Origin of the sequence: Ditibartonella apihabitans (assembly GCF_002007485.1) — a bacterium.
Classification (GTDB): Bacteria; Pseudomonadota; Alphaproteobacteria; order Rhizobiales; family Rhizobiaceae; genus Bartonella; species Bartonella apihabitans.
On record NZ_CP015820.1, the window covers coordinates 1663541 to 1687868 of the forward strand.

Consider the following 24328-nt stretch of genomic DNA (forward strand, 5'->3'; position numbering starts at 1 on the left):
TGGTTTTGCTAATTCCTGTCTTACAATTTTGAAAACGAACAAAAATACGCGATACACAGACTGACTTTTAACGGCTTTGATGAAAGCTCCGGTCAGAAGCCCGAGTTTTACGCAAAACAACGTAATCAATAAAAAAGATAACCGGCTTTATAACCCGACAGATTTCCGTTCCGGAAATATCAGTATTTTCCGGAAATCATCCGTAAGTTTTTCCATTGTTCAAAAAATCGGACAATGAATAAAATTTATTAGTTCATAAACCAGCTAAATTTTATTTTATATTTATTACAGTGTAATTATACACAAGATTATAAATAATCAAATTCATTTTTATAAATGTTTTTATCTTTCAGGGTATTAAAATTATAAAATTACAAGTCTTGGAAATGGACCTGAATTGAAAAGGCGCAAAGATTTGCTTGCGCCTCTTTATTTTTACCCGTTTCAATGGGGAGCTATAAAAGGTTCTACAATTCTATCGGGCAAAAATTGGCCGATGCGTTTAATTTCCCAATGAAGCACAATTCCGGTTTTTTCAAATACCCGCTTCCTTACTGTTTCGCCTAAAAGCTCGAGATCATAGGCGGTTGCATTACCTTTATTGATCATGAAATTACAATGCATGGTGCTCATCTCGGCTCCACCGATTGTCAAGCCGCGACAGCCCGCTTCATCAATGACTTTCCATGCCGATGTACCCTCCGGGTTACGGAAGGTTGAACCGCCGGTTTTTTCACGAATGGGTTGAACTTCTTCGCGGTGGCGAATGGCCTCGTCCATGGCTTTTTTAATGTCTTCCTTGTTGCCTTTTGGCCCTTCAAGCAAAGCACCGACAAAGATCAAATCATCATCGACCTTTGATTGACGATAGGAATAGTGCATATCCGAAAGATTGAGGATATGGCGTTTTCCCTCGCGGTCGAGTGCATAGACTTCAACAACATGTTGTGCTGTCTCGCCGCCATTGGCTCCGCCATTCATCTTCAATGCGCCGCCGAGACCTCCCGGTATTCCGCAATAAAAATGAAAGCCTGAAATTCCGGCTTCCAGTGCGACAGAAGCAAGCCTTTTATCGGTGGTTGCGGCACCGGCAAAAATGCGCGTCTGCGAAACTTGCTGGGTTTCACCAAAACCTTTGGCCGAAAGACGGATTGTTACACCGGCAATGCCGCCATCACGTATCAGCAAATTGGAACCGATACCGACAATTGTTATCGGTATATCACGCGGCAATTTTTGTAAAAAAGCTGCAAGATCGGCTTCATCTGCCGGTTGATAGAAGACTTCGGCAAGGCCACCGGCGCGAAACCAGGTGACTTTGCTCATATCCACATTTGGGTGAATTCGTCCTCTTATGCCTTCAAGAGAAGGTTGCAACCGCTTTAAAAGTGCTTCGCCATCTATCATCTGACCAAAACTTATTTTTTATCGAGATCTGCCAATTCATTGGGTAGAGCATAAGCCCATTGGGTAATATTGCCAGCCCCGAGGAAGACAACATAATCACCAGGCTTTGCAATTTTTCTCACAATCGGGGCGATTTCCTTCGGGTCGGCAATATATCGCGCATCACGATGGCCGGCAGTTTTAATCCGGTCAACCAGAGCTTTCGAGTTGACACCTTCAATCGGGTCTTCTCCGGCCGGATAAACCGGAGCGACAAGAATTGTGTCGGCATCATTGAAACAGGTTGCAAATTCATCAAAAAGGTTATGAAGGCGCGTATAACGGTGCGGCTGGGCAATAGCAATGACACGACCTTTTACACTTTCACGAGCAGCTTTGAGCACAGCTTTGATTTCAACCGGATGGTGTCCATAGTCATCAAAAATTTCGACACCGTTCCAGCTACCGGTATGGGTAAAGCGGCGTTTGACACCGCCAAAGCCCGCCAATCCTTTGATAATGGCGTCATCGGAAACGCCAAGTTCGTGAGCAACTGCAATGGCTGCCGTGGCATTCAGCACATTATGACGACCAGGCATTGGCAAAACCAGATTTTTCATCTCGATAACCGCACCGGTTTTACGCGAGCGTATGACGACATCAAAATGCGATTTCGGCCCTTCCATATGGTGGTTCAGAAAGCGCACATCTGCCTGCGGGTTGGAGCCGTAAGTGATGACGCGACGGTCATCAATGCGGCTCACCAATGCTTGCACTTCCGGATGATCAAGACACATGACGCCAAAACCGTAGAAAGGAACATTCTCGACAAATTGCAAGTAAGCTTCGCGTTCTGCTTCGAAAGTCCCGTAATGATCAAGATGTTCAGGATCAATATTGGTAACAACTGCGACATCGGCGGGAAGTTTTAAAAATGTACCATCGCTTTCGTCGGCTTCGACCACCATCCAATCGCCTTCACCCATACGTGCATTGGTACCATAAGCGTTGACAATACCGCCATTGATCACAGTCGGGTCAAGATTACCGGCTTCGAGAAGCGTGCCGATCAATGAAGTGGTTGTGGTTTTTCCGTGCGTACCGCCAATAGCGACAGCCTGCTTGAAACGCATCAATTCGGCAAGCATTTCAGCCCGTCTCACAATCGGTAGATGACGTTCTTTGGCGGCAATATATTCCGGATTATTTTTATGAATAGCCGTTGAAACAACGACAACTTCGGCCTGCCCCAGATTATCGGCACTGTGGCCGACATGAATTTTTATTCCGTGGGAGCGCAAACGCTCGACATTGGCATTATCCGCCTGATCGGAACCTTGAACTTTATAGCCCAGATTATGGAGCACTTCGGCAATACCGCTCATGCCTATACCCCCAATTCCCACAAAGTGGATAAGGCCAATACTCAAGGGCATTTTCATGAAGTTTCTCCTTCTTTAAATTCTTTTACTGTTTTGCCCGCAACCAATGCTTCTGCAAGATCTGCCAATTTTTTTGTGGCATCTCTATGACCTGCAGTTTTGGCAACTTTTGCCTGTGTAATAAGAAGAGCGCTGTTTTTGGCAACCGCATCAATCATTTTTGCAAGCTCGTGACTATCAAGTTCTTTCTGCTGCATCACTTTAACGGCACCGGTCGCAGCGAGCCTTGCTGCATTGGCTGCCTGATCGTGATCGAGTGCATAAGGGTATGGAACAAGCAAAGCGGGTCTGCCGATTGCTGCAATTTCAGACACTGTAGAAGCGCCCGATCGTGCAATAATGAATTGGGCATTGGCAATACGCTTCGGCATATCCTCGAAAAATTCTTTAACTTCGGCTTCGACTTGAAGATTCCGATAGGTTTCGACGAGTTCGTTTTGGTCACCCCTGACCTGCTGGACAATATGCAACCGTTTTTTTACATCATCGCCAAGCAGTTTTACCGCTGCCGGTACAATTTCATTGAAAAAGGAAGCTCCCTGACTGCCGCCGAAAATCAAAAGATTGAAAGCATCAGTTCCATCAGACGGGCGGTAGGGTTGTTCCGAGGCTTCGATCACCGCATCACGAACCGGATTGCCGGTTACAACAATTTTGTCTTTATACGGCCCTTCATCTTCAAGAAAGCCGCCGGCAATGGCATCAACCCGTTCAGCCAAAGCCTTATTGGCACGCCCCATCACCGCATTCTGCTCGTGAATAAAGGCGCGCAAACCAATCGACTTTGCCGCATAAAGCGGCGGCAATGTGGGATAGCCGCCAAATCCTGCAACAAGTACGGGTCGCAATTTCTTAAATAACCGTCGTGATGCCCGAACACCTTTCAAAAGCTGCCAGAGAGTTTTCGCCACCGCAAAAGGATTTTTGCTCGTTATAGTTGCCGAGGGAATAACATGCACATGATCATCGTCAAATGTGCGCACAAAGCGTCTTGCCCTGTCATCGGTAATCAAATGTACATCATAGCCCCGCCGGACAAGTTCGCCTCTTAAAGCTTCGGCAGGAAAAAGATGGCCACCGGTGCCACCCGCAACCAGAACAATTATTTTTTTATCAGTCATCTCACACCGCTGGCAGAATAGTCGGTAACGACGCTGAAAGCCTTGCTTCGGGGCGTCTACGCGTCAAGCTCAACAAGATTCCCATGGAAATTGCAATTGCCACCATAGACGAACCACCATAAGAGATAAATGGCAAAGTCATGCCTTTTGGCGGCATTAAATGCAGGTTAACTGCCATATTGATCATGGATTGGCAACCGAACAGAATAGCCATGCCTGCAATAGCAAAGCGGGTAAACGAATCCCGTTCATTCATAGCTATTTTCATGGATCTGATAACGATGAAGGCGAAAAGTGCAACAATCAGCAGGCAAAGAACAATGCCATATTCTTCCGCCGCAACCGAAAATACAAAGTCTGTGTGACTGTCTGGAACAATCCGTTTGACTGTCCCCTCGCCCGGCCCCTGCCCGAACCAGCCGCCATGCAAAATAGCCTCACGCCCGACATCCACCTGAAATGTATCGCCTTCGCCGGTCAAAAACCCGTTGACGCGTTCCTGAACGTGGTGAACGAAAAGATAGGCGCCAAAACCGCCAACAATCGCAAGCCCGATGAACAGAATGATGATGAAAATCGGCACACCGGCAAGGAAGAACAGGCCGCCCCAAGTGGCGCTGATAAGCATTGTCTGCCCGATATCGGGTTCAAGCACCAGAAGGCAAGCACATGTTCCATAAAGAATAATGGCAAGCAAAAAGCCCGGAATGCCGTTTTTTCTGGTCTGATCGGAAAACAGCCATGCCGACATAACGACGAAAGCCGGTTTCATGAATTCGGATGCCTGCACAGATACGCCGAGGACCGAAATCCACCGTCTCGACCCCTTGACTTCGGCGCCAAACAACAAGGTTGCGACCAGTAGAACAAGTGTTACCAGCAATAGTAGCGCGCAAAACCGGCGAATATTGCGCGGGGTAAAGAAGGAAACAAAAATCATCGTAAAAAGTGCGGGAAAGCTGAAAATAATGTGCCAACGCACAAAATAGAAACTGTCGGCAATACCGATTTTGCTTGCAACGGTAGGACTTGCAGCAAAGGAAAGCATAATGCCAAGCCCCATTAACATGAGACAGGCTGCCAGAATTGGCCGGTCTATTGTCCACCACCAATTGGCTATCGGTCCACGGTCTGCACGAGAAACCATTTCAACCCCTTTGTTACTAATGTCCGTTCAAGAACAATTTTTGCTCATTTATCAGTAGAAATTACGCCGAAAAGGATTCCGGTTGGTTAACGCGCACTCAACTTTTTAATTATGGACAAAAAAATGGCTTCGACCGTCTCAAGCCGAAGCCATGAAATATAGGAGAAACAAAAATGGAGATTACAACGCTTTTACAAAAGCTTTGAAGGCATCACCACGAGCGCCATAATTTTTGAACTGGTCATAGCTTGCACAAGCAGGCGAAAGCAGAACGGCCACTTCTTCGGCTTTGTCTGCCCCCGCATCCTGATGGGCTTCCTGAACAGCTTTTTCCAGTGTTCCCGACATCGAAATCGGAAATGCTCCGTTGATAGTGCGGGCAAAATCTTCCGCAGCATCACCGATGAGGTAGGCTTTGCGGATTTTCGGGAAATAATCTTTCAAAGCGGTAATGCCGCCTTCTTTTGCAAGACCGCCAATAATCCAGTAAATATGATCAAAGGTGGCGAGCGCCGGTGCACTTGCCTCGGCATTGGTTGCCTTGCTATCATCGACATAAAGAGCATTGCCGATTTTTCTGACTTGCTGCATACGGTGCGGCAGCCCGACATAAGAGGCAAAAATACGTTGCAATTCAACCGGTTTGATTTTCAAAATATCAAGGGTGCCGAGTGCCATCAAAGCATTCTGGGCATTATGACTGCCGCGAAGCGAGTCTATTCCCGAAAGCGACAAACGTGCTTCCGCTTTGCCGTTCTCCACACTGAAAAGCTCGTCTTTGACAGCATAATATCCGCTCTTCAAAACCTTGTCTTTTGAAACGGGATAAACTTTATGATGGTCATGTAAAAGCTCTTCATAGATTTTTGTCGAATTTTCATCATCAACGGCAACCAATGCCGTTTTCGCGCCATTTACCAGCCGTTTTTTGATTTCGCAATAATGGGCAAATGTCCCGTGCCGGTCGATATGATCGGGTGAAATATTAAGAAGAATGCCAACCGTCGGGTTGATGGACGGCGTCAGATCAATCTGGAAAGATGAGCATTCAATTACGTAAAAGCGATTTTTTTCAAACGGCTCGAGCGACAAAATAGCGGTACCGATATTGCCACCCATTTCCGACAATTTTCCACTCTCGTTCAGAAGATGATTGATGAGTGCTGTTGTGGTGGATTTGCCATTGGTGCCGGTAATTGCAATGAAGGGCATATCCGCGTCGGAAAGTTTATTGTGTTTGAGATAAGCATTGCGCTCGCGAATGAACAATTCAATGTCGCCGATAATTTCAACACCGGCAGCTTTTGCGAGTTTGACTGTCCAGTGGGGTTCGGGATTGGTGAGCGGCACACCGGGAGCTAGAACGAGAGCCGAGATTGTTGACCAATCAACATTATGAAGATCGCTCACCGGAATATTCTCAGCACGCGTTTTTTCGACGGTTTCCATTTTGTCATCCCATGCGAGAACGTCCGCACCACCGGCAAGAAGCGATTTTGCTGTGGCAACACCCGAACCACCAAGTCCAAAGAGTGCAACTTTTTTATTCTTGAAAGAATTGATTATAATCATTTTGCTTATCTTAATTTAAGAGTTGAAAGACCGATCAGGGCAAGCACAATCGAGATAATCCAGAAACGTATAACGACCTGACTTTCCGTCCAGCCTTTTTTCTCGAAATGGTGGTGGATCGGCGCCATGAGGAAAACGCGTTTTCCTGTCAATTTGAACCAGAAAACCTGAATAATAACGGAGAGTGCTTCCATAACGAAGAGCCCGCCGATGACAGCAAGAACGATTTCATGTTTTGTTGCAACCGCAACAGCACCCAACATTCCGCCAAGTGCAAGCGAGCCGGTGTCACCCATAAAAATTGCGGCAGGCGGCGCATTAAACCACAAAAAGCCAAGTCCCGCTCCGACAACTGCACCGAGAAGCACTGTCAGTTCGCCTGAACCCGCGACATAGTGGATCTGAAGATAATCGGCAAAATTGATATTGCCGGACAAATAGGCAATGAGCGCGAATGACGAAGCGGCCACCATGACCGGAACAATGGCAAGGCCGTCAAGACCATCAGTAAAATTGACCGCGTTACCCGCTCCCACCATGACAAAAGCAGCAAAGGGAATAAAAAACCAGCCGAGATTGAGCAAATAATCTTTCACAAAAGGAAGTGCGAGGCCCGTTGATTCGAAATGCATAATGACGCCGGAGGCGACAATGGCAATGATAAATTCCAATGTCAGACGAGCCTTTCCGGAAAAGCCTTTTTCGCTTTGTTTGGTGACTTTGAGATAATCATCATAAAAGCCGATTGCGCCGAAGGCCAACATAACGAGAAGTACAACCCAAAAATAGATATTGGAAAGATTACACCATAGAAGTGCAGAAACCACCGTACCGCTCAAAATCATCAAACCGCCCATGGTCGGGGTACCGGCTTTTTTGAAGTGGGTTTGCGGACCGTCGGCACGGATTGGCTGGCCTTTGCCCTGACGCACTTTCAACGAGGCGATAATGCTTGGTCCGAACAGAAAAACAATCAGTCCCGACGTTAGCAAAGCCGCACCGGTGCGGAACGTAATATAGCGGAACACCCCGACACCGGGCAGAATATCGGTCAGTGATGAAAAATACATCAACATGGAAGCTTGGCCTTTTTAACTTTCAATCGGCTTTCTTATAACGTTCAAGCAAAGCCGACACAACACGCGAAGAGCGAATGGAATTCGATGATTTGACCATGATGACATCACCATCATGAATGTCTTTGAGAATGAGAGGGATAACCTCTTCGACATTTTCTTTCAAATAAACTTTGAGCTTTTTTGCAAGCTCTTGTTCCAAAGGTTTGATTTCGCGTCCAATGAGATAAACCGGATTGGCACCCGAGGCAAAAACCGGTTCGGCAAGTTCGCGGTGAAGTTTTTCGCTATATTTTCCAAGTTCGAGCATATCGCCAAGCACCGCAATGCGCCGCCCGCGTGCGCCAGTTTTGGCTTGCTTCAAAAGTTCAAGACTTGCCCGCATGGAAGCCGGATTGGCATTATAACTTTCGTCAATCAGCGTGAATGTCCCGCCCGCTGGCAATTCCAGATGATAACGTGCGCCGCGCCCGTTTTCGGCGCTAAATGTTGCCATGGCCATAACAATATGTGCCATATCGGCACCAACACAATCACACGCACCGAGCACGGCCAGACAGTCCTGCACAATATGGCGTCCGGGTGCTGCAACCTTCACCATGGCTTCAGTGTCGCCAATCTTCACACTCATACTTGAACAGTCGGCCAACATATGGAGTTTTTCCAAGCGATAGTCGGCACCTTTTGCTTCGCCGAAACTCAATATATTTTCAATCCCGCACGCTTTGGCCTTATCGGAAAGAAAGTGGAAAAAATCATCATCGGCATTAAGAAGTGCTGTCCCGCCTTTTTCGACACCTTCGAAAATTTCAGCTTTCGCTGTGGCAATTTCCTCGACACTCGAGAAGAACCCCAGATGCACCGCCGCAACCTTGGTAATAATGGCTAAATGAGGCCGCACCATTTTTACCAATGGGCGGATTTCACCAGAATGGTTCATGCCGATTTCAAACACACCATAATCTGTATCGGCCGGCATACGGGCAAGGGTTAGCGGCACTCCCCATTGATTATTGAACGACGCAGGATTGGCGTGAACTTTTCCGACAGCTCCAAGACAGTGGCGCAGTGCTTCTTTCGTCGTCGTTTTGCCGACAGATCCGGTCACAGCAATAATTTTTGCGCCTGATCTCGCCCTTGCTGCGACTGCAAGCTCATCAAGAGCTTTCAGTGCATCATTAACTGCAATCATCGGCACACCGAGTTTTTGAATGTCTGCTTTGTGGGCTTTTTCGATAATCAACAAGCCTGCTCTGGCCTCGGCAGCTTTCGCCGCAAAATCATGTCCATCCAGTTTTTCGCCCTTGATACAGAAAAAGATTTCGCCCCGCTTTACGGTGCGGCTATCAATCGAAACGCCCGATAATTCATCCGGCAAATTGCCGATGATCTCGCCATCAATTGCTTTTTTAAGCTCGGCTTTCGTCCATAATGGCATCATTTATGCTGTCCTTCCAAGGCCTCCGTTATTTCCTGATGGTCAGAAAAAGGATGAACTTCGGTTCCGATAATCTGGCCCTTTTCGTGTCCTTTTCCGGCAACAACCAATGTATCGCCGCTTTGAAGCAGAGAAATGGCATAACGGATGGCTTCTCTTCTATCCCCGATCTCCTTGGCGCCGCTTGCGGCTGCCATAATTTCTTTGCGGATTTCGGCGGCATTTTCGGTGCGCGGATTATCATCGGTGACAATAACAATATCGGCATATTTGGTAGCGATTTTCCCCATAATCGGGCGTTTACCCTTGTCACGGTCACCACCACAGCCGAAGACGACAACCACTCTTCCGGTGGTGAATGCTTTGACAGCAAGTAGAACCTGTTCCAGCGCTTCCGGTTTATGTGCGTAATCGACATAAATTGCCGCTTTATCTTTTGTTGTCCCCACAAGTTCAAGACGCCCCGGTGCTCCTTGCAGACGTTCAAGTGCACGAAAAACAGCAGCAGCCGACACACCGGTTGCAAGTGTGAGACCGGCTGCAACCAGCGCATTGGAAACCTGAAAGTCGCCGGCGAGCGGTAGCGTGAACTCGAAAACCTCGTTATCGACAATGCAATCAACAAATTGGCGCGAGCGTTGGTGCTCGATATGGCGCAATTTGATAAAATCACCCTTGCGCCCGACCGTTAAAACCTGCCGTTTTGAACGTTTGACATGTTCAATTGCCGCTTCCGAAAACTTGTCATCGGCGAAAATGACGGCCGGTGCTTCTTTCGGCAAAAGCGTGTCGAAGAGACGCATTTTGGCTCTGAAATAATCTTCGACAGTCGGATGATAATCCATATGGTCGCGCCCGAGATTCGTAAAAGCGGCGGCAGCAAGATGGACACCATCGAGGCGGCGCTGATCTATACCGTGAGAGGAAGCTTCCATGGCAACATGGGTCACACCCTCATCAACAAGTTCGGCCATTATCTGTTGTAACCTCACTGGATCAGGCGTGGTCAAAGAACCATATTCGTTTTTCACTGGTGTAATGACGCCGATTGTTCCAATTGTTGCAGCAGCAAAACCGGCATCTTTCCATATCTGACGCGTAAATGAAGCGACAGATGTTTTGCCACTTGTGCCGGTAACGGCCACAACAGTCTCGGGTTGTTTTCCGAAGAAACGCGCTGCAATGAGCGCCAATTGGTGACGTGCATCCGCTACACGTAAAATTGATACATTGCTGTTCGTCAATTTAAAATCATGGTCGGTGAGAATAGCAACGGCGCCCCGTTTTGCTGCGTCTTCGGCATAAACGCCGCCATCGCCTTTATTCCCTTTGAGAGCGACAAAAAGGAAACCGGGCATAACTTTTCTGGAATCGGCGGTCACGCCCTTAATTTCAACAGAGGGCACTATTGTTTTCTGGTGAACACCGCTTATCAGTTGATCAAGTTTCATGCGCTATCCCCTTTTCCACTAGTCATTGAACGACGTTTCAGGCAATTTCTGATTGCCGGAAGACGCAAGTACAGGAGCATATTCTTCTTTAAAGTCCGGCCTTACACCAAGGAAAGTTGCAGACCGGTGAATGATCTTTTCAACCATCGGGGCTGCGTTAAAACCGGCAGTCGCGCCGAACTTTCCTTCTTCCGCCTTGGGTTCGTCAATAATTGTCAAAACAACATATTGCGGGTCGTCAATCGGGAAAGACGCAAGGAAGGCGTTAAACCGTTTGGTTTTTGAATATTTGCCGTTTTCGACTTTTTCGGCAGTACCGGTTTTTCCACCAACACGATAACCTTCAACCTTGGCTCTGCGCCCCGAACCGATATCTCCATTCAATTTATAAAGATAACGCATGTCACGGCTCGTTTCCGGTGAAACAACCTGTTTGGAGTGTTCTTCCGCCTCCTCGGCTGTGCGTTTTAAAAATGTCGGTTCGATAAGCTTGCCGCCATTCATCAAGGCGCTTGCGCCGACCGCGGTTTGCAATGGCGTTGTCATCATGCCGTGGCCAAAAGCAATGGTCATGGAATTGACAGTTTTCCAACGTCTCGGCTCAACCGGACGGGCAACTTCGGGAAGTTCTGTCGTCATACGGTCAAGAAGCCCCATTCTTTTTAAAAATTCGCGGTGCCCGTCAATGCCGATTGTCAGTGCTTCTTTTGCCGAACCGATATTGGAAGAAAAGATGAAAATTTCCCAAGCTGTTAACGGACGATATTTACCGTGGAAGTCACGGATGAAATGTCCACGTCCGGCAGCAAGCGGCTTTGACGCGTCAATCACGCTATTCAACTGGAATTTTCCCGAATCGAGCGCCATTGCGGTGGTAAAACTTTTAATTGTCGACCCCATTTCGAAAGTACCGGCTGTCATCCGGTTGAGGCGATCTTTTTTAAGTGCATCGACCGGATTGTTGGGATCGAAATCGGGCATGGAAGCCATGGCTAGCACTTCACCGGTGTGGATATTGATAACCACCGCACCGGCGGCAATTGCCTGATATCTTTGCATAGCGTCTGCCAATACATCACGCATAATGGCCTGAACACGGATATCGATTGAAAGTTTTACCGGTTCAAGTGACGTTTCGTCGGCAAGTCCGGCTGCACGCAAATCGCTTAAACCCGCATTGTCGATATATTTTTCCATTCCTGCCGTGCCCTGATTGTCGACATTGACCATGCCGAGAATATGGGAAGCTGTTGGCCCACCGGGATAGAAGCGGCGCACCTCTGTGCGAAACCCGACACCGGGAATACCAAGAGCCATAATCTGCTCTTTCTGACTTGGCGTGAGCCCGCGCTGAATCCACGCAAAACCGGTTTTCTTTTTAAGTTTTTTATAGGTTTCCTGCCAATCGAGATTGGGTAGAACCGTTGAAATCAATTCGATTGTTTCATCCACATCAATGATGCGGCGCGGTTCGGCAAAAAGCGAATAGGTTTTCAAATCGGTTGCAAGAAGCCGCCCGTTACGGTCAAGAATATCTGGACGGGCTGCCGATTGCTCGACTGCAGGGCCGGAGGCTTCTTCAATCTCGCCGCCTTTGATACCAAAATAGATAAGCCGGGCAAAAATCACCGCATAAACGCATAAGAAACAGCTCACCACCACCATGAGGCGGCGGCGGGTTCTGCGTGAACGATATTCGGCCTTTTGCAACTCTTCATAACGATTGAGAGGTGCCTTCGGTTTACGCTTCAAAAACGGAATAAACTTCATGGCCGGACACTTCCTGTTGCGATATTATCGATATTCGCGTTGCCGTTGCGGGCAAGTAGCGAATTTTTTTCTTCAAGCTCGTCATCCTTAATGAGATTTTCGATCTGGTCTGGCAGCCGTTCCGGTATATCCTGCAACTTGATAATCTGGCGGGGTTCGGTTACCTGCAATCCGAGTTGGTCCTGATAACGGGTGGCCAATACCTGCATACGTTCTGGCTCTATCATCATTGCCCATTCGGCATGTAGCAAATTGATGGTATTTTTTTCGGCAACAATTTGTCGTTCGATACGCTGGACTTCGCCAATGCGTTTCAGCGCGTCGTACTTCACCTTGTAGGTGATACCGGCTGCACAAATCATAATGGCCACCAAAATCATATCAAATGTACGAAAAACTGTCATTTTCTATTACCATCATTTCGGGCATCAAATCGGGCTAGTTCAGGAAGACCGAATATTGATTTATCAAGAGGTGCTATGTCGGCATCCGTGCGAATACCAAAACGGAAACGCGCAGAGCGTGAACGGGGATTGGTTTCAAGCTCCGCTTCATCTGCGGTAATTCCGCTTTTGACTTTAAGAGTGAATGTCGGCTTTTCTGTTTCTTGAACCGGCAAATAGCGCGATTGCGCGCGCGCTTTTGACCGGAGAGCGAAAAACTTTTTGACCATGCGGTCTTCAAGTGAATGGAAGGTTACAACACCAAGCCGCCCGCCGGGTTTCAAAACCGCTTCGCCAGCTTCAAGCGCTTTGGCCAATTCCTGAAGCTCGTCATTAACGTAAATGCGCAAGGCCTGAAAAATTCTTGTTGCCGGATGGATATGCTCGCCGGGTTTGCGCCCCACCAATGTCTCGACAGCATCTGCAAGATCAGAGGTACGCAAAAACGGTTTTTTCTCGCGTCTTTCGACAATCATTCGGGCAATACGGGCCGCATGGCGTTCTTCCCCGAGAAGACCGAAAATGCGCGTAAGGTCATTTACCTTCATGGTGTTCACGACATCGGCTGCACTGAAACCTTTTTCCGACATACGCATGTCAAGCGGCCCGTCTTTCTGGAACGAGAAACCGCGCTCTGCCTCGTCAATCTGCATGGAGGAAACGCCGATGTCGAGAATAACGCCGTCAACTTTATCGTCTGTCACGTGGCCGAGATTGGAAAATTCTGTATGAACGAGTTTCAATCGTGGACGATATTCTTCAACCAGAGCTTCGCCGTCACGGATCGCTTCAGGATCCCGATCAAGTGCAATGACATTGGCTCCTTTATCAAGGAGTGCACGCGAATAGCCCCCCGCACCAAAGGTACCGTCGATAATTGTTTTACCGGCGCAAGCATCCATTCCCGCAAGAACAGGTTCAAGTAAAACAGGGATATGACGTTTAAAATCGGTATCCTTAACAGTTGGCATCGTTATCTTTTAACAGTACGTTTAAAAATCGATTGGCGCATCCTGACCTTTCAATCGGTCAAAATGCGTCAATCTTCTTTATCGCACAGTTATGCTTAACGAAGTGTTAGGATTGAACCCTCATTCACGAAATTTCCGGTATTAAACCGAATGTCATGAAGAGCAGGACAAAATTCAGTATCAAAACAACAATTGCCGAAAGAATGGCAACAATCTGGGTAACAATTCCGTTGGAAAATTGCCCCATAATGGATTTGCGACCACTAAAATAGAGAAGCGCAATCATGGGGACAGGCAGCGAGATTGAAAGAATAACCTGACTGACAACCAGCGCTTCGGTCGAGTTGACACCGAGTGCCACAACGATAAAGGCAGGTATCATCGTAACCAAACGGCGAACCCATATCGGTATATAGAAGCCGACAAATCCTTGCATAACCATTTGTCCGGCCATAGTGCCGACAACCGAACTTGAAATACCCGAAACAATCAACGAAACAAGGAAAACACCTGCCGCACCGATACCGAGAAGCGGTGTCAATGTGTAATAGGCCTGATCGATTTCAGCAATGTCGTTATGCGCACCATGGAATGTACTTGCTGCCATAATGACCATGGCCATATTGACCATGCCCGCAATAGCAAGAGCAACGATAACTTCGCGGTTTGAGTAACGAACAAGCTGGCGACGATCCTTGTCACTCTGGACTTTGGCACGTGCCTGCGTCAGGCCGGAGTGGAGGTAAAGCGCATGCGGCATAACGGTAGCACCGATAATACCGACGGAAATAAGCAAGGCGTTGGCATCAGGCATTTCCGGTGTGAAAAGGTGCAAACCTGCAGCTTCCCAATCAACCGGCGCGATCACCATTTCAATAAGATAACAAAGGCCGATAATCGAAACCAGAATACCGATCAGAATTTCTGTCGGGCGGAAACCGCGGCTATCAATCATCAGAAGCGCATAAGTAACAATCGCGGTAATAATCATACCGACGATAAGCGGCAAATTGAACAGCAAGGCAAGACCGATAGCACCACCGAGAAATTCGGCAAGGTCGGTTGCCATTGCAGCGATTTCGCTGATAATCCACATTGCCACAACAACAGGTTTTGACAGATTGTCGCGGCAGAGTTCAGCAAGGTTGCGGCCGGTTACAATGCCAACTTTAGCCGACAGTGCCTGAAACAGCATGGCAATAAGATTGGCAAGCAACACAACCCACAACAACGTATAGCCATAGCCCGATCCGGCCTGAATATTGGTCGCAAAATTACCGGGATCCATATAGGCGATTGAGGCGATAACGGCAGGCCCAACCATGAGAAGAAATGTACGTCCGCCCTTTCGCTTGCCGGCAAGCATTGCAGAAATGCCTTCCGACGTCCGTTCGGTGAGCGAGGACTTACGGGAGAATTTATCATCTTGAAGAGACATGCAACAAAACTTTCTAATTGCGAATGCTTTGCATTAGCTCTAACGATCTATCCGTCAATCGGGGTCATATAAAAATATTTGTGAATTCTATATTTGTGATTTCTATAAAGGTAAAAAACGCAAAAGGAAAATGTCAGTTGGTCTATAAGCCGGGTTCTGTATGGCGAAATTTGATTAAAAATTCCGCGTGACAGCCATTCATCTGGTACGGATGTTACCACCCGTCTCGTGCAACCTACCCGAATGACAGGCCCGGAAATCGGCTGCAAGCAAAGCTTGCGTGTCATTCCTATTCGGTCTTGCTCCCGGTGGGGTTTACCTTGCCACATCCATTACTGGATGCGCGGTGGGCTCTTACCCCGCCTTTTCACCCTTACCTGCATGAACAGGCGGTATATTTCTGTGGCACTTTCCCTGAGGTTACCCTCGCCGGACGTTATCCGGCACCGTTATTCCATGGAGCCCGGACTTTCCTCACCTTTCACCTTTCGGTATTGAGAAGGCGCGGCTGCCCGACCAACTGACGGGCTGCTTATAAAACAAAAACAAACGCCTGCAAACCATTAAAATTGCTTCATTGACGCCCCCTTCCCCGAGCCGCTCCGGAAAAGAAAACCGGGCCATTTTGAAAAAAGCCTGCAAAAACAAAAATCCCGAAAAACAGTATGCAATAACAGTCGTTCCGGTCACTCGATTGCATAACGGACAAATGCCATAACACAGGATTCCAACGCAAAATCATAATTTATGACATTACAAAAGCCAACCGTGCCGCCCCTTGAATGTCCATTACATATTTTAAAATTGGGCCTGAATATCGGTTAAGCTGTTTTTTAAATCAACCAAGAAAGATTGGCTGAAAGCAAACAAACCATTGATCGTTTATCGGGCAATTGCGCAACCAAGATAAAGTCCGGAGAGCCGTCACCGGACGAATCTCGCCCATATAAAAATCTTAGAAGTACAAAACTTTAAAAATTTTCCGTAAATGGCGCCTTTCTGGAACAATCAGGACAAATCTATTTTCTATGAGAAAAAACCGCAATTTGCACAGCCAAGATCATAAACAAATAAAAAACACATGAGTAAAAAGCGCTCCATTTTTAAAAAATATAGTCAGGCTACCTCCCTTGAAGCATAGCCATTCAATTGTTTCGATTATATTTTTAAAAACTTTACGTTTCAGGTGAGGCTTTTCAACGTGCCAAGCAGGCGATGAAGTGTGTCGATGGTTGAGACATCCGCAACACCATCAACCTTTTGCGGTCTGAAATGGCGTTGAAAGGCTTTGGTCACCAGTTGCGTGCGTTCGTCAAAAGAGCCGGTGATATCAATGCCGTAACCGTAAAGAGCAAGCATTGATTGATAGGCTTCAACCGGTCTGCCACTTTCGCCATTGGTCATGAATCGCCCACCGGAAATTGCGGCCGGACGCACGAAATGGCCAATACCGGCCTTAAAAAGTGTTTCCCAAGGAAATTTTTCACCCGGATCGGTTTTGCGATGCGGGGCAATATCGGAATGGGCAAGTACATTCCTCTGTTCAATCGAATATTTTTCAATGATCGACTTGCAAAGTTTGATGACCGACTCAATCTGCTTTTCCGGATAATCGGGAAAGTTCAACAAAGGCCCGCCATTGACAATTTCAATGCCGATTGAATAGGAATTAACATCTGTGATACCGCGCCAGAAACTTTCACCGGCATGCCACGCGCGATAAGCCTCTTGAACCAGTTGCACGACTTTCCCGTCTTCTTCCACAACATAATGGGCTGAAACTTTTGCTTCCGGTGAACATAAAAGTTGTTCGGCACTTTCTGCGTTTTCCATGCCTGTGTAATGGAGAATAAGAAATTGCGGTTTGGCGCCGTCTTTACGCTCCTCAAAGTTGGGTGAAGGGCGCACAATTGCTCCCTGATAATCAGCTTTGAACTGTTGCATTGTCATGCCGTAACAAACTCCTCACGCACGATAGCCCATGCGTTATTAATAGCCGCCAGACGCTCATTGGCAATAGCCAGAAATTCCTTTGGTAAACCACGTGCCATAACCCTGTCGGGGTGGTGTTCGCGCACAAGATCATGGTAGCGTTTACGTGCTTCCTCGAAGCTTATACCTTTTTTGAGGCCCAAAACCAGCCACGGGTCACTTTCACCGATAACAGCGTGGCGCGCACTGATTGCCCTGAACTGCTCGCGAGAAAAACCGAAAATGTCGGAAACCTCACGCTAAAAAACGAGTTCGTCCTGATGGATTACGCCATCCGATTTGGCAATATAAAAAAGCCCTTCCAGAACATCTTCCAATAATTGTCCCTGACAATCGGATTCCTGACAGAGCCGGAACAGCCGCCGCGCATAAACATCAAAGCCGGCAATGTCCTGTTTGGCGAGATTATACAGGCGTTCGACATTATGAAACTCGTGGTCGGGAACCGAAAAAATTTCATAAAATGCTTTGACCTCGGCGTCACTTACAACGCCATCGGCTTTTGCCATTTTTGCCGATAAAGCAATCATGGAAACAGAAAAAGCAACTTGTCTGCGTGTTTCAGGATCACCTTCAAAGAAGTTACGCACACGTTCGACAATAGCATTCAACACGTCGCCAGCAACGTTGTTAATAAGCTCGCCAATGCGTGTCCATAATGAAGGCATCCGGTTTTCCTGAATTTGAATTTAATAAGCCTGTTCTATTTGATCGGTCACATTAACAGATAATTTGCCAAGGTCGATTACTGATATCTCAAAACGATAAGAATGAAATTGATCGTTACTGTGCTTTATCCCCGTCAACTGTGGAAGGACGATTCATCGCCTGACGCGCAACCTCCCCCGCTTCACGCGCAAAATTTTCTGCCTGTTCTTCACTCTGGCCACTTTGCAATGCAGATGCTTTTGCATCTTCCATCAATTTATTGATGACATCCTGTTTTTGTGCCTCCGTCATATCCGATGGTGTAAGCGGCACTTTTGGCAAACTTATGGCTGAACCTTCAGGAAGGCTCTTTTCCCCGTTTATTTCACCGGAATTACTGAAAAAATATGAATATCCCCACCACAAACCGGCAATGACGAGAATGAGGAGAATAAAAAGACCAATGATGCGACGCCAACGAAGTTTTTTCATATTTTTTCCAAAAGTTTTTATTTATATGCCATTCTTTTACTATTTTTAGCAATGGTGAACAGTGATTTTAGAGCCCGATAGGTGTTGAATTGTTGTTCAAAGATAATTTTAAAAAAATGGCGCGCACTTTATTCACGTCAATTGCTTCGGCTCTGTTGCTAACAAGCTGCACCACCTTGTCTTATGATCTTGGTGATATTGTGCCACCATCCGGCACAGCGCCCAAGGGACCAATCAATGCCCCCCGCTTTGATGATCGCAAGCCTCATGACTGGACCGAGCTTACCCCGTGGCATTACCCGATTCACGGGACCGATGTTTCGAAATATCAACAGGCTGTTGACTGGGCAGCGGTCAAACATAGCGGCATTTCTTTTGCATTTATCAAAGCAACAGAGGGTGGCGACCGTGTAGACGACAATTTTCTCCACAACTGGGATGGGACAAAAGAAATCGGCATGCCACGCGGCGCCTATCACTTCTTCTATTATTGTCGTCCGGCTTCCGAACAAGCCAAATGGTACATCAGAAATGTACCGAAGGACCCGACTGCCCTGCCGCCCGTTCTTGATATGGAGTGGAATGATTCTTCACCGACATGCAAAATCCGGCCGCCGGCAGAGACTGTTCGTAGTGAAATGAAGGTCTTCCTATCTATTGTTGAAAAATATTATGGCAAGAAACCCATTATTTATACGACAGTTGATTTCTTTGATCGGAACGGCCTGTCGCAAATAAAAGGTTATTCGTTCTGGCTGAGGTCGGTCGCCGGTCATCCGCAAGAAAAATATGGCACCCATCCGTGGACATTCTGGCAATATACCGGAACGGGGCGTGTTCCCGGTATCAAGGGGGATGCCGACATCAATGTCTTTTACGGCAGCCGCGACGAATGGCAAAAATATGTTTCCGGAAAATAAAAAAACAGTCAGACAATAGGCAATTATTGTTTTGACTTACAAATGAGATGCGCATGCCTCTTTATTTCTGTTAAAAAATGGTACAAGACATTTTAAACATCATAAAGTGCAGGAATGAGAATAAATGTTCAAGACAAGACAGGCAATTCTGGCAGCTTCGACATTCTTGTTTGCGACAGTTTTCTGCCCGCTTTCACAAGCTGAAGAACCCGATGCGGCACCCCAGACAGATGATGTCGCAACCAAAGTAGCACGCGAGGCCTGCAGCACGCCAATCGAAACATTCAGAGAGAATGTGGCCGATGAAGCCCGCAAAGCGGGTGTGAGCGAACACGCTATCGACGAACTCAAAAAAGCAACGATAGACCAAAAGGTTATTGAGCGTGATAACAAGCAGGCCATTTTCAATCTCACATTTGCGGAATTTTCAAAACGCGTCATCCCTGAAGCGCGTTTGAAAAAGGGCAAGGAAAACTTGCAGAAATATTCCGATGTTTTTGCAAAAGCGGAAGAAAAATACGGGGTTCCGGGACCGGTGATCGCAGCCTTTTGGGGGCTTGAAACCGATTATGGTGCAGTGCAAGGCAATTTCGATACGTTGAATGCCCTTTTCACCCTCTCCCATGATTGCAGGCGGCCGGAACTCTTCCGTCCGCAATTGATCGCGCTTTTGAAACTGTTCGATCAGGGCGTCGTCAATGCTGAAACAACCGGCGCATGGGCTGGCGAAATCGGTCAAATGCAACTTTTGCCGAAGGATTATCTCGAACGCGGTGTTGATGGCGATGGTGATGGTAAAATCGACCTTAAGGGGTCTGTTGCCGATGCCGTCATGACAGCTGCCCATATGTTGAGCGATCTCGGATGGCGGCGCGGTGAACCGTGGCTTGAAGAGGTGCGCCTAACGCGCGATGATTTGCCATGGCAAGAAGCAATCAGGCAAAATCGCAAACCCCATTCACAATGGACCAGTTGGGGTGTTACCGGCCTCAATGACCCGTTAGGACCCGATAACGGGGATGCTTCGCTTATGTTGCCAATGGGCCGAAAGGGACCGGCATTTTTAGCCTATGACAATTTCGATATTTTTGTCGAATGGAATAAATCGATTGTCTATGCAACAACCGTTGCCTATTTCGCTTCACGTCTCGCCGGTGCTCCGGCTTTTGATATAGGCCATCCCGAACCGGGGTTAAGCACCGAAGAGATGAAGCAATTGCAACAAAAGCTTGCAGACCGTGGTTATGATATGGGCAAAGTGGATGGTGTTTACGGTATATTGACACGCGACGCCGTGCGGACCGAACAGCTCCGTTTGGGACTTCCGGCCGATTCATGGCCGACAAAAGAATTGCTTGACCGGCTTTGAAGCCATATTCCACGCGGTCAAAAAATAACACATTCAACTCATAGCAAAACGGGCATCTCTGCCCGTTTTTGTTATGTCGTTCGCTGTTTTAGGAATAACATTTTCCAGATGAAATGAGATTTATCCGATCACCAGTTGAAGTCTTCATCTGTTCATTTCCGGAATTTTGAGCGTCTTCTTGCTTCATCATGAAAGCGTATTCGCCGAGCCCCGTCATTTCTATCGTTCTTGAATAGATGCATTATGCGTTTTCGCCGGCCGCACGGTAATTTACGACAAATTCTCTTATGCCCTTTTATTTTTTAAGCTTCATTGTTTCGGTCTGACAAAAAGCATTTATCCATTGTCATAGCAAAAAGACTTTAACAAAGTCGCATTTTCGACGGGTCATGATTCCGGCAGCTCGAAAAAACCTTTTAAAATCAGTTTTTGAAGTACGCATGACTGACACCCATAAACCATCCAATATTTTACTGAAAAAATGCACAAGAAAAGGAAAAACGTCGTTCTATCTCAAGAACCTTGGCGGCGATAATGGAACGCAACAAAATATGGCAAAAGCAAATTCCAAGAAGCGGGAGGAGTTTTCAAAGCGTCAAAGGATAATTCAAAAAGCCAAAAGGATAAATTTATCCAAACAGAATTCAAAAAATAAAACCCGACCGGAGCAAGCTCCGATCGGGCCTCAACCAAGGGAAATCCGTTGCGGGGGGTCTCGGTCTCCCTGGTTGTTAACCAATTTGTTGCATCTCGATAACGATGCCTCCCTGATATGAACGATCATCACGACGATCACAAGACAAGGGCTGAAAAACCGGAATGAAAATAAGAATTTTTTGCTATAATTTTACTCAATATGATAAAAACATGTCGATTTTGTCTTATATTGGAGCATATAATAACGAAAAATAGATATTGCATAGAAAATTAACCCGGCATTTCGGGCAATTCGAATCGCAGCCGCAAAACTTGCTTGGTTACCGGAGGGAGATGGAGTTTCGCTCGTGGGTGGCCGCCTCCTTCACTTATGTTCTTCTTGGTCTTTGGCCTTCCTTCGCCATTGCCCTCTTTTGTCTTTACAATGACAGAAAAACACAAAATGCGAAGAATCGGCGCCCGAAGAACCTGTTGTTTTCCGCCCTACAAGCCTTACCGGACAAGATCATGCTTGCCGCTCACGGAAATATTGTGAACATCTTCATTAACAAAGAAGTGCGCTAAGGAAAACGGGCACAATCGGTCTTTCGCCCATCGTGACTATTTCTCAACGAGCAAGCCTTTGACCCCTGTCATTCTATGTCTAGTCACCAGTCGACAATTCTGCCGTTTCTTTTTTAGGTCTGATACCAATAAGGTAACATATGGCATAGACGAGATCGGCCCGATTAAGTGTATAGAAGTGAAAATCTTCAACACCATGTTCGACAAGATCAAGCACCTGTTCGGCAGCAACTGCGGCCGCTACAAGATCATGCGTTTTCTGGTCTTCTTCCAATCCTTCAAAACGTTGTGCCAGCCAATCGGGAATATGGGTGCCGTTGCGTGCACAGAAATTTTTAACCTGCCAAAAATTATGAATTGGCAAAATGCCGGGCAAAATCGGAATATAAATGCCCGCTTTGCGCACCCTTTCTATATAATCTTCATAAAAATGGTTATCGAAAAAACATTGGGTAATGGCTTTTGTTGCACCATTGTCTATTTTGCGTTTCAAAAGATCAATATCGGTTGCAAAATCGGGACTTTCGGGATGTTTTTCCGGATAAGCCGAAACAGTAATTTCAAAATCCGGATTAATTGCTTTTAAACCCGCAACGAGCTCAACCGCATTGGCATAACCTCCCGGAGTGGGATGATAACGCCCGCCCGCTCCGTTGCTTGGATCACCGCGCAACGCAACAAAATGATGAATGCCCATAGAGGCGAATTGACGTGCCACACCGTCGACTTCTTCACGTGTTGCATCAACACATGTCAAATGGGCGGCCGCATTAAGGTGTGTTTCCTTGATGATACGTTCAACCGTCCGTCCAGTTCTCTCGCGCGTCGAGCCGCCTGCCCCGTAAGTTACTGAAACAAATTCTGGCTTTAACGGTGCAAGACGCTTGACCGTTTGCCAAAGCATTTCTTCCATTTTCTCCGTTTTTGGCGGGAAAAATTCGAAAGAAACCTTCAGCTTGTCGCCCAGATCGGGGCGGCGTGATAGTGATGGGGCAGACATTAATCGGTCTCCGTTAAGCTATTGTTTTTCAGGCTATCAACAAACGCGTGTCACGGGCGAGCCAAAGCTTGATCGTGAGGCCTTTTGTATTGCCATTTTGTTGTGGTTGAAAACTCAAAGTTTTTTCCAATATCAAACCGGCTTTATCAAGCCAATCTTCCATTTGGGAATCAGAAAATCCCATACGTATATGGGCATATTTTTCACGTAAATATTCAAGTTCATGCGGAGCATAGTCGACAATAATGAGCCGCGCACCGGGGCGCATGACACGCGCGGCTTCAAAAATTGCACTTTCAGGGTCCGACAGGAAATGAAGTACCTGATAAATCGTGACGAGATTGAACGTTTCGTTCTCGACCGGCAAGTTAGCCACATCACCTAGTCTAACCTGCGCATTCGAGATACCGGCTTTATCCAGATTTACGCGTGCCACAGCCAACATATCACGATTGTTATCAATTCCGATGGCACGCGTATAAAGGGGAGAAAATAATTTCAATAACGAACCCGTACCGGTGCCGATATCAAGCATGGACTGGAATGGCGTTGTTCCCACCAGTTCAACCATGGTTTGTTCGACAGTGTTGTCGGGTACATGAAGCAATCTGAGTTTATCCCAGTCATGCGCATTTTTGGAAAAATAGGCAGCCGCAGCGCGGCTTCTTTCTTTTTTGACTTCATCAAGTCTTGCCATATCGCCTTCGATAAAATTGTCCCGACGATCAATATGCTCAAGCACCGTGTTTAACATTTCCCGCCGTAATGAACAGGAAGACAATGAAAAATAGGCCCATGCGCCTTCCTGATAACGCTCAATCAGGTTGGCCTCCGTTAACAGACGCAAATGTCGGGAAACGCGTGGCTGGGATTGCCCTAGAATTTTGGTAAGATCGGAAACTGTCAAATCGCCCTTGTCCAATAAAAACAAAATGCGCAAACGCGTTGTTTCAGCAACCGCCTTCAATACGTCTACCATTTCGTTCAATGCCAATTGGCGCACCATAACCGTGTCTCCACTCTTATAGATATAAAGATATCTTTATATATTTTGCAAATGTCAAGCAGAGAGATGACTTATGCCCACAAACACCTAAAAATTCCCCCTTCAACGCATATATTCAAGCGTTTGGACATGTCTGATGTCGAACCGGACCTTGGCCTCTAACCGGAATATCTCTCTGTGACGTGAACAGAGCCGGATGGGCTGGAAAACTTTGACCGACAATAAAACGAAGTTTTCGAGTTTTTGCGATAATAAATTTTCTTGTCTGATTTCAAGAACCGCCCGCCGATCTAACCGGAGACTTTAATGTGGCAAATCCCGTTTGACAGCCGTAAGGGCGGTTGCCACTTCATCATTATTTTTTAAAAGAAGCGGACTATTATTTTAAAGGAAAAGAATTTGCTATTGAACCAATATGCAGAAGG

Annotated in this window: 19 protein-coding genes, 1 other RNA gene and 1 pseudogene; 3 read left to right on the forward strand and 18 right to left on the reverse strand. The window is 46.9% G+C overall.

Annotated features, from left to right (window positions below; all coding sequences use genetic code 11):
* Nucleotides 1-444: 444 nt before the first annotated feature.
* The 16 genes and pseudogenes from murB to BBC0178_RS07600 all read right to left on the reverse strand — a co-directional run bounded on the left by murB (nucleotide 445) and on the right by BBC0178_RS07600 (nucleotide 18387).
* Complete coding sequence (gene murB / locus BBC0178_RS07525) at nucleotides 445-1407, reverse strand: UDP-N-acetylmuramate dehydrogenase (protein WP_078039700.1); 963 nt, start codon at nucleotides 1405-1407, stop codon at nucleotides 445-447.
* Nucleotides 1408-1418: 11 nt separating this feature from the next.
* Nucleotides 1419-2828, reverse strand: coding sequence for a UDP-N-acetylmuramate--L-alanine ligase (gene murC / locus BBC0178_RS07530; RefSeq protein ID WP_077971967.1), 1410 nt, complete (start codon nucleotides 2826-2828; stop codon nucleotides 1419-1421).
* Nucleotides 2825-3949 (reverse strand): undecaprenyldiphospho-muramoylpentapeptide beta-N-acetylglucosaminyltransferase, encoded by a 1125-nt coding sequence (gene murG, locus BBC0178_RS07535; RefSeq protein WP_078039701.1) that lies wholly within the window; start codon nucleotides 3947-3949, stop codon nucleotides 2825-2827. Before murG ends, murC begins: the two co-directional genes overlap by 4 nt.
* Before the next feature lies 1 nt (nucleotide 3950).
* The gene (locus BBC0178_RS07540; protein WP_078039702.1) at nucleotides 3951-5096 is read right to left on the reverse strand and encodes an FtsW/RodA/SpoVE family cell cycle protein; all 1146 of its coding nucleotides are present in this window, start codon (nucleotides 5094-5096) and stop codon (nucleotides 3951-3953) included.
* 180 nt (nucleotides 5097-5276) lie between these two features.
* Nucleotides 5277-6668 (reverse strand): UDP-N-acetylmuramoyl-L-alanine--D-glutamate ligase, encoded by a 1392-nt coding sequence (murD, locus tag BBC0178_RS07545; protein ID WP_078039703.1) that lies wholly within the window; start codon nucleotides 6666-6668, stop codon nucleotides 5277-5279.
* A 5-nt stretch (nucleotides 6669-6673) separates the two neighbouring features.
* The gene (mraY, locus tag BBC0178_RS07550; RefSeq protein ID WP_077971981.1) at nucleotides 6674-7744 is read right to left on the reverse strand and encodes a phospho-N-acetylmuramoyl-pentapeptide-transferase; all 1071 of its coding nucleotides are present in this window, start codon (nucleotides 7742-7744) and stop codon (nucleotides 6674-6676) included.
* A 22-nt stretch (nucleotides 7745-7766) separates the two neighbouring features.
* Nucleotides 7767-9185, reverse strand: coding sequence for a UDP-N-acetylmuramoylalanyl-D-glutamyl-2,6-diaminopimelate--D-alanyl-D-alanine ligase (locus tag BBC0178_RS07555; RefSeq protein ID WP_078039704.1), 1419 nt, complete (start codon nucleotides 9183-9185; stop codon nucleotides 7767-7769).
* On the reverse strand, nucleotides 9182-10633 hold the full coding sequence (locus tag BBC0178_RS07560; RefSeq protein WP_078039705.1) for a UDP-N-acetylmuramoyl-L-alanyl-D-glutamate--2,6-diaminopimelate ligase: 1452 nt from the start codon (nucleotides 10631-10633) through the stop codon (nucleotides 9182-9184). Before BBC0178_RS07560 ends, BBC0178_RS07555 begins: the two co-directional genes overlap by 4 nt.
* A gap of 18 nt (nucleotides 10634-10651) precedes the next feature.
* A complete protein-coding gene (locus tag BBC0178_RS07565) occupies nucleotides 10652-12403 on the reverse strand; it encodes a peptidoglycan D,D-transpeptidase FtsI family protein (RefSeq protein WP_078039706.1) in 1752 nt (583 codons plus the stop codon).
* Nucleotides 12400-12807, reverse strand: a complete 408-nt coding sequence (gene ftsL / locus BBC0178_RS07570) for a cell division protein FtsL (RefSeq protein WP_075868720.1) — start codon at nucleotides 12805-12807, stop codon at nucleotides 12400-12402. The genes BBC0178_RS07565 and ftsL overlap by 4 nt, the downstream gene beginning before the upstream one ends.
* Nucleotides 12804-13817: a 16S rRNA (cytosine(1402)-N(4))-methyltransferase RsmH gene (rsmH, locus tag BBC0178_RS07575; protein ID WP_078039707.1), complete on the reverse strand. Its 1014-nt coding sequence runs from the start codon at nucleotides 13815-13817 to the stop codon at nucleotides 12804-12806. The genes ftsL and rsmH overlap by 4 nt, the downstream gene beginning before the upstream one ends.
* Before the next feature lie 124 nt (nucleotides 13818-13941).
* Nucleotides 13942-15255, reverse strand: a complete 1314-nt coding sequence (locus BBC0178_RS07580; RefSeq protein WP_075914211.1) for an Nramp family divalent metal transporter — start codon at nucleotides 15253-15255, stop codon at nucleotides 13942-13944.
* A gap of 129 nt (nucleotides 15256-15384) precedes the next feature.
* Nucleotides 15385-15779, reverse strand: an RNA gene (gene rnpB, locus BBC0178_RS07585) — RNase P RNA component class A.
* 658 nt (nucleotides 15780-16437) lie between these two features.
* The gene (locus tag BBC0178_RS07590; protein ID WP_188317789.1) at nucleotides 16438-17199 is read right to left on the reverse strand and encodes an N-acetylmuramoyl-L-alanine amidase; all 762 of its coding nucleotides are present in this window, start codon (nucleotides 17197-17199) and stop codon (nucleotides 16438-16440) included.
* Nucleotides 17200-17201: 2 nt separating this feature from the next.
* Nucleotides 17202-17915 (reverse strand): annotated as a pseudogene (locus tag BBC0178_RS07595) (TerB family tellurite resistance protein).
* A 115-nt stretch (nucleotides 17916-18030) separates the two neighbouring features.
* On the reverse strand, nucleotides 18031-18387 hold the full coding sequence (locus BBC0178_RS07600; RefSeq protein ID WP_078039708.1) for a hypothetical protein: 357 nt from the start codon (nucleotides 18385-18387) through the stop codon (nucleotides 18031-18033).
* A gap of 116 nt (nucleotides 18388-18503) precedes the next feature.
* Here BBC0178_RS07600 and BBC0178_RS07605 point away from each other — a divergent pair, with 116 nt between their 5' ends.
* From BBC0178_RS07605 to BBC0178_RS07620, 3 genes are all read left to right on the forward strand, one after another.
* Nucleotides 18504-19307 carry a glycoside hydrolase family 25 protein gene (locus BBC0178_RS07605; RefSeq protein ID WP_077973578.1) on the forward strand — a complete coding sequence of 268 codons (804 nt, stop codon included), beginning with the start codon at nucleotides 18504-18506 and terminating at the stop codon, nucleotides 19305-19307.
* A 124-nt stretch (nucleotides 19308-19431) separates the two neighbouring features.
* Nucleotides 19432-20676, forward strand: coding sequence for a lytic murein transglycosylase (locus tag BBC0178_RS07610; protein WP_078039709.1), 1245 nt, complete (start codon nucleotides 19432-19434; stop codon nucleotides 20674-20676).
* Nucleotides 20677-21591: 915 nt separating this feature from the next.
* Nucleotides 21592-21897: a hypothetical protein gene (locus tag BBC0178_RS07620; protein WP_149867446.1), complete on the forward strand. Its 306-nt coding sequence runs from the start codon at nucleotides 21592-21594 to the stop codon at nucleotides 21895-21897.
* Between the two features lie 79 nt (nucleotides 21898-21976).
* On the opposite strand, the gene metF is transcribed toward BBC0178_RS07620, so the two are convergent.
* Nucleotides 21977-22897 (reverse strand): methylenetetrahydrofolate reductase [NAD(P)H], encoded by a 921-nt coding sequence (metF, locus tag BBC0178_RS07625; RefSeq protein WP_078039712.1) that lies wholly within the window; start codon nucleotides 22895-22897, stop codon nucleotides 21977-21979.
* A gap of 28 nt (nucleotides 22898-22925) precedes the next feature.
* Entirely contained in the window at nucleotides 22926-23903 is a 978-nt protein-coding gene (locus tag BBC0178_RS07630; protein WP_225868297.1) for an ArsR/SmtB family transcription factor, read from the reverse strand.
* Between the last annotated feature and the right edge of the window lie 425 nt (nucleotides 23904-24328).

Coding starts and splice junctions, on each gene's coding strand:
- BBC0178_RS07610 (WP_078039709.1), top strand. CDS start 19,432: ATGTTCAAGACAAGACAGGCAATTCTGGCAGCTTCGACATTCTTGTTT.
- BBC0178_RS07560 (WP_078039705.1), bottom strand. CDS start 10,633: ATGAAACTTGATCAACTGATAAGCGGTGTTCACCAGAAAACAATAGTG.
- BBC0178_RS07600 (WP_078039708.1), bottom strand. CDS start 18,387: ATGAAAAAACTTCGTTGGCGTCGCATCATTGGTCTTTTTATTCTCCTC.
- metF (WP_078039712.1), bottom strand. CDS start 22,897: ATGTCTGCCCCATCACTATCACGCCGCCCCGATCTGGGCGACAAGCTG.
- BBC0178_RS07555 (WP_078039704.1), bottom strand. CDS start 9,185: ATGATGCCATTATGGACGAAAGCCGAGCTTAAAAAAGCAATTGATGGC.
- rsmH (WP_078039707.1), bottom strand. CDS start 13,817: ATGCCAACTGTTAAGGATACCGATTTTAAACGTCATATCCCTGTTTTA.
- BBC0178_RS07605 (WP_077973578.1), top strand. CDS start 18,504: ATGGCGCGCACTTTATTCACGTCAATTGCTTCGGCTCTGTTGCTAACA.
- murC (WP_077971967.1), bottom strand. CDS start 2,828: ATGAAAATGCCCTTGAGTATTGGCCTTATCCACTTTGTGGGAATTGGG.
- mraY (WP_077971981.1), bottom strand. CDS start 7,744: ATGTTGATGTATTTTTCATCACTGACCGATATTCTGCCCGGTGTCGGG.
- murB (WP_078039700.1), bottom strand. CDS start 1,407: ATGATAGATGGCGAAGCACTTTTAAAGCGGTTGCAACCTTCTCTTGAA.
- BBC0178_RS07565 (WP_078039706.1), bottom strand. CDS start 12,403: ATGAAGTTTATTCCGTTTTTGAAGCGTAAACCGAAGGCACCTCTCAAT.
- BBC0178_RS07630 (WP_225868297.1), bottom strand. CDS start 23,903: ATGGTGCGCCAATTGGCATTGAACGAAATGGTAGACGTATTGAAGGCG.
- BBC0178_RS07540 (WP_078039702.1), bottom strand. CDS start 5,096: ATGGTTTCTCGTGCAGACCGTGGACCGATAGCCAATTGGTGGTGGACA.
- ftsL (WP_075868720.1), bottom strand. CDS start 12,807: ATGACAGTTTTTCGTACATTTGATATGATTTTGGTGGCCATTATGATT.
- BBC0178_RS07580 (WP_075914211.1), bottom strand. CDS start 15,255: ATGTCTCTTCAAGATGATAAATTCTCCCGTAAGTCCTCGCTCACCGAA.
- murD (WP_078039703.1), bottom strand. CDS start 6,668: ATGATTATAATCAATTCTTTCAAGAATAAAAAAGTTGCACTCTTTGGA.
- BBC0178_RS07590 (WP_188317789.1), bottom strand. CDS start 17,199: ATGCAACAGTTCAAAGCTGATTATCAGGGAGCAATTGTGCGCCCTTCA.
- murG (WP_078039701.1), bottom strand. CDS start 3,949: ATGACTGATAAAAAAATAATTGTTCTGGTTGCGGGTGGCACCGGTGGC.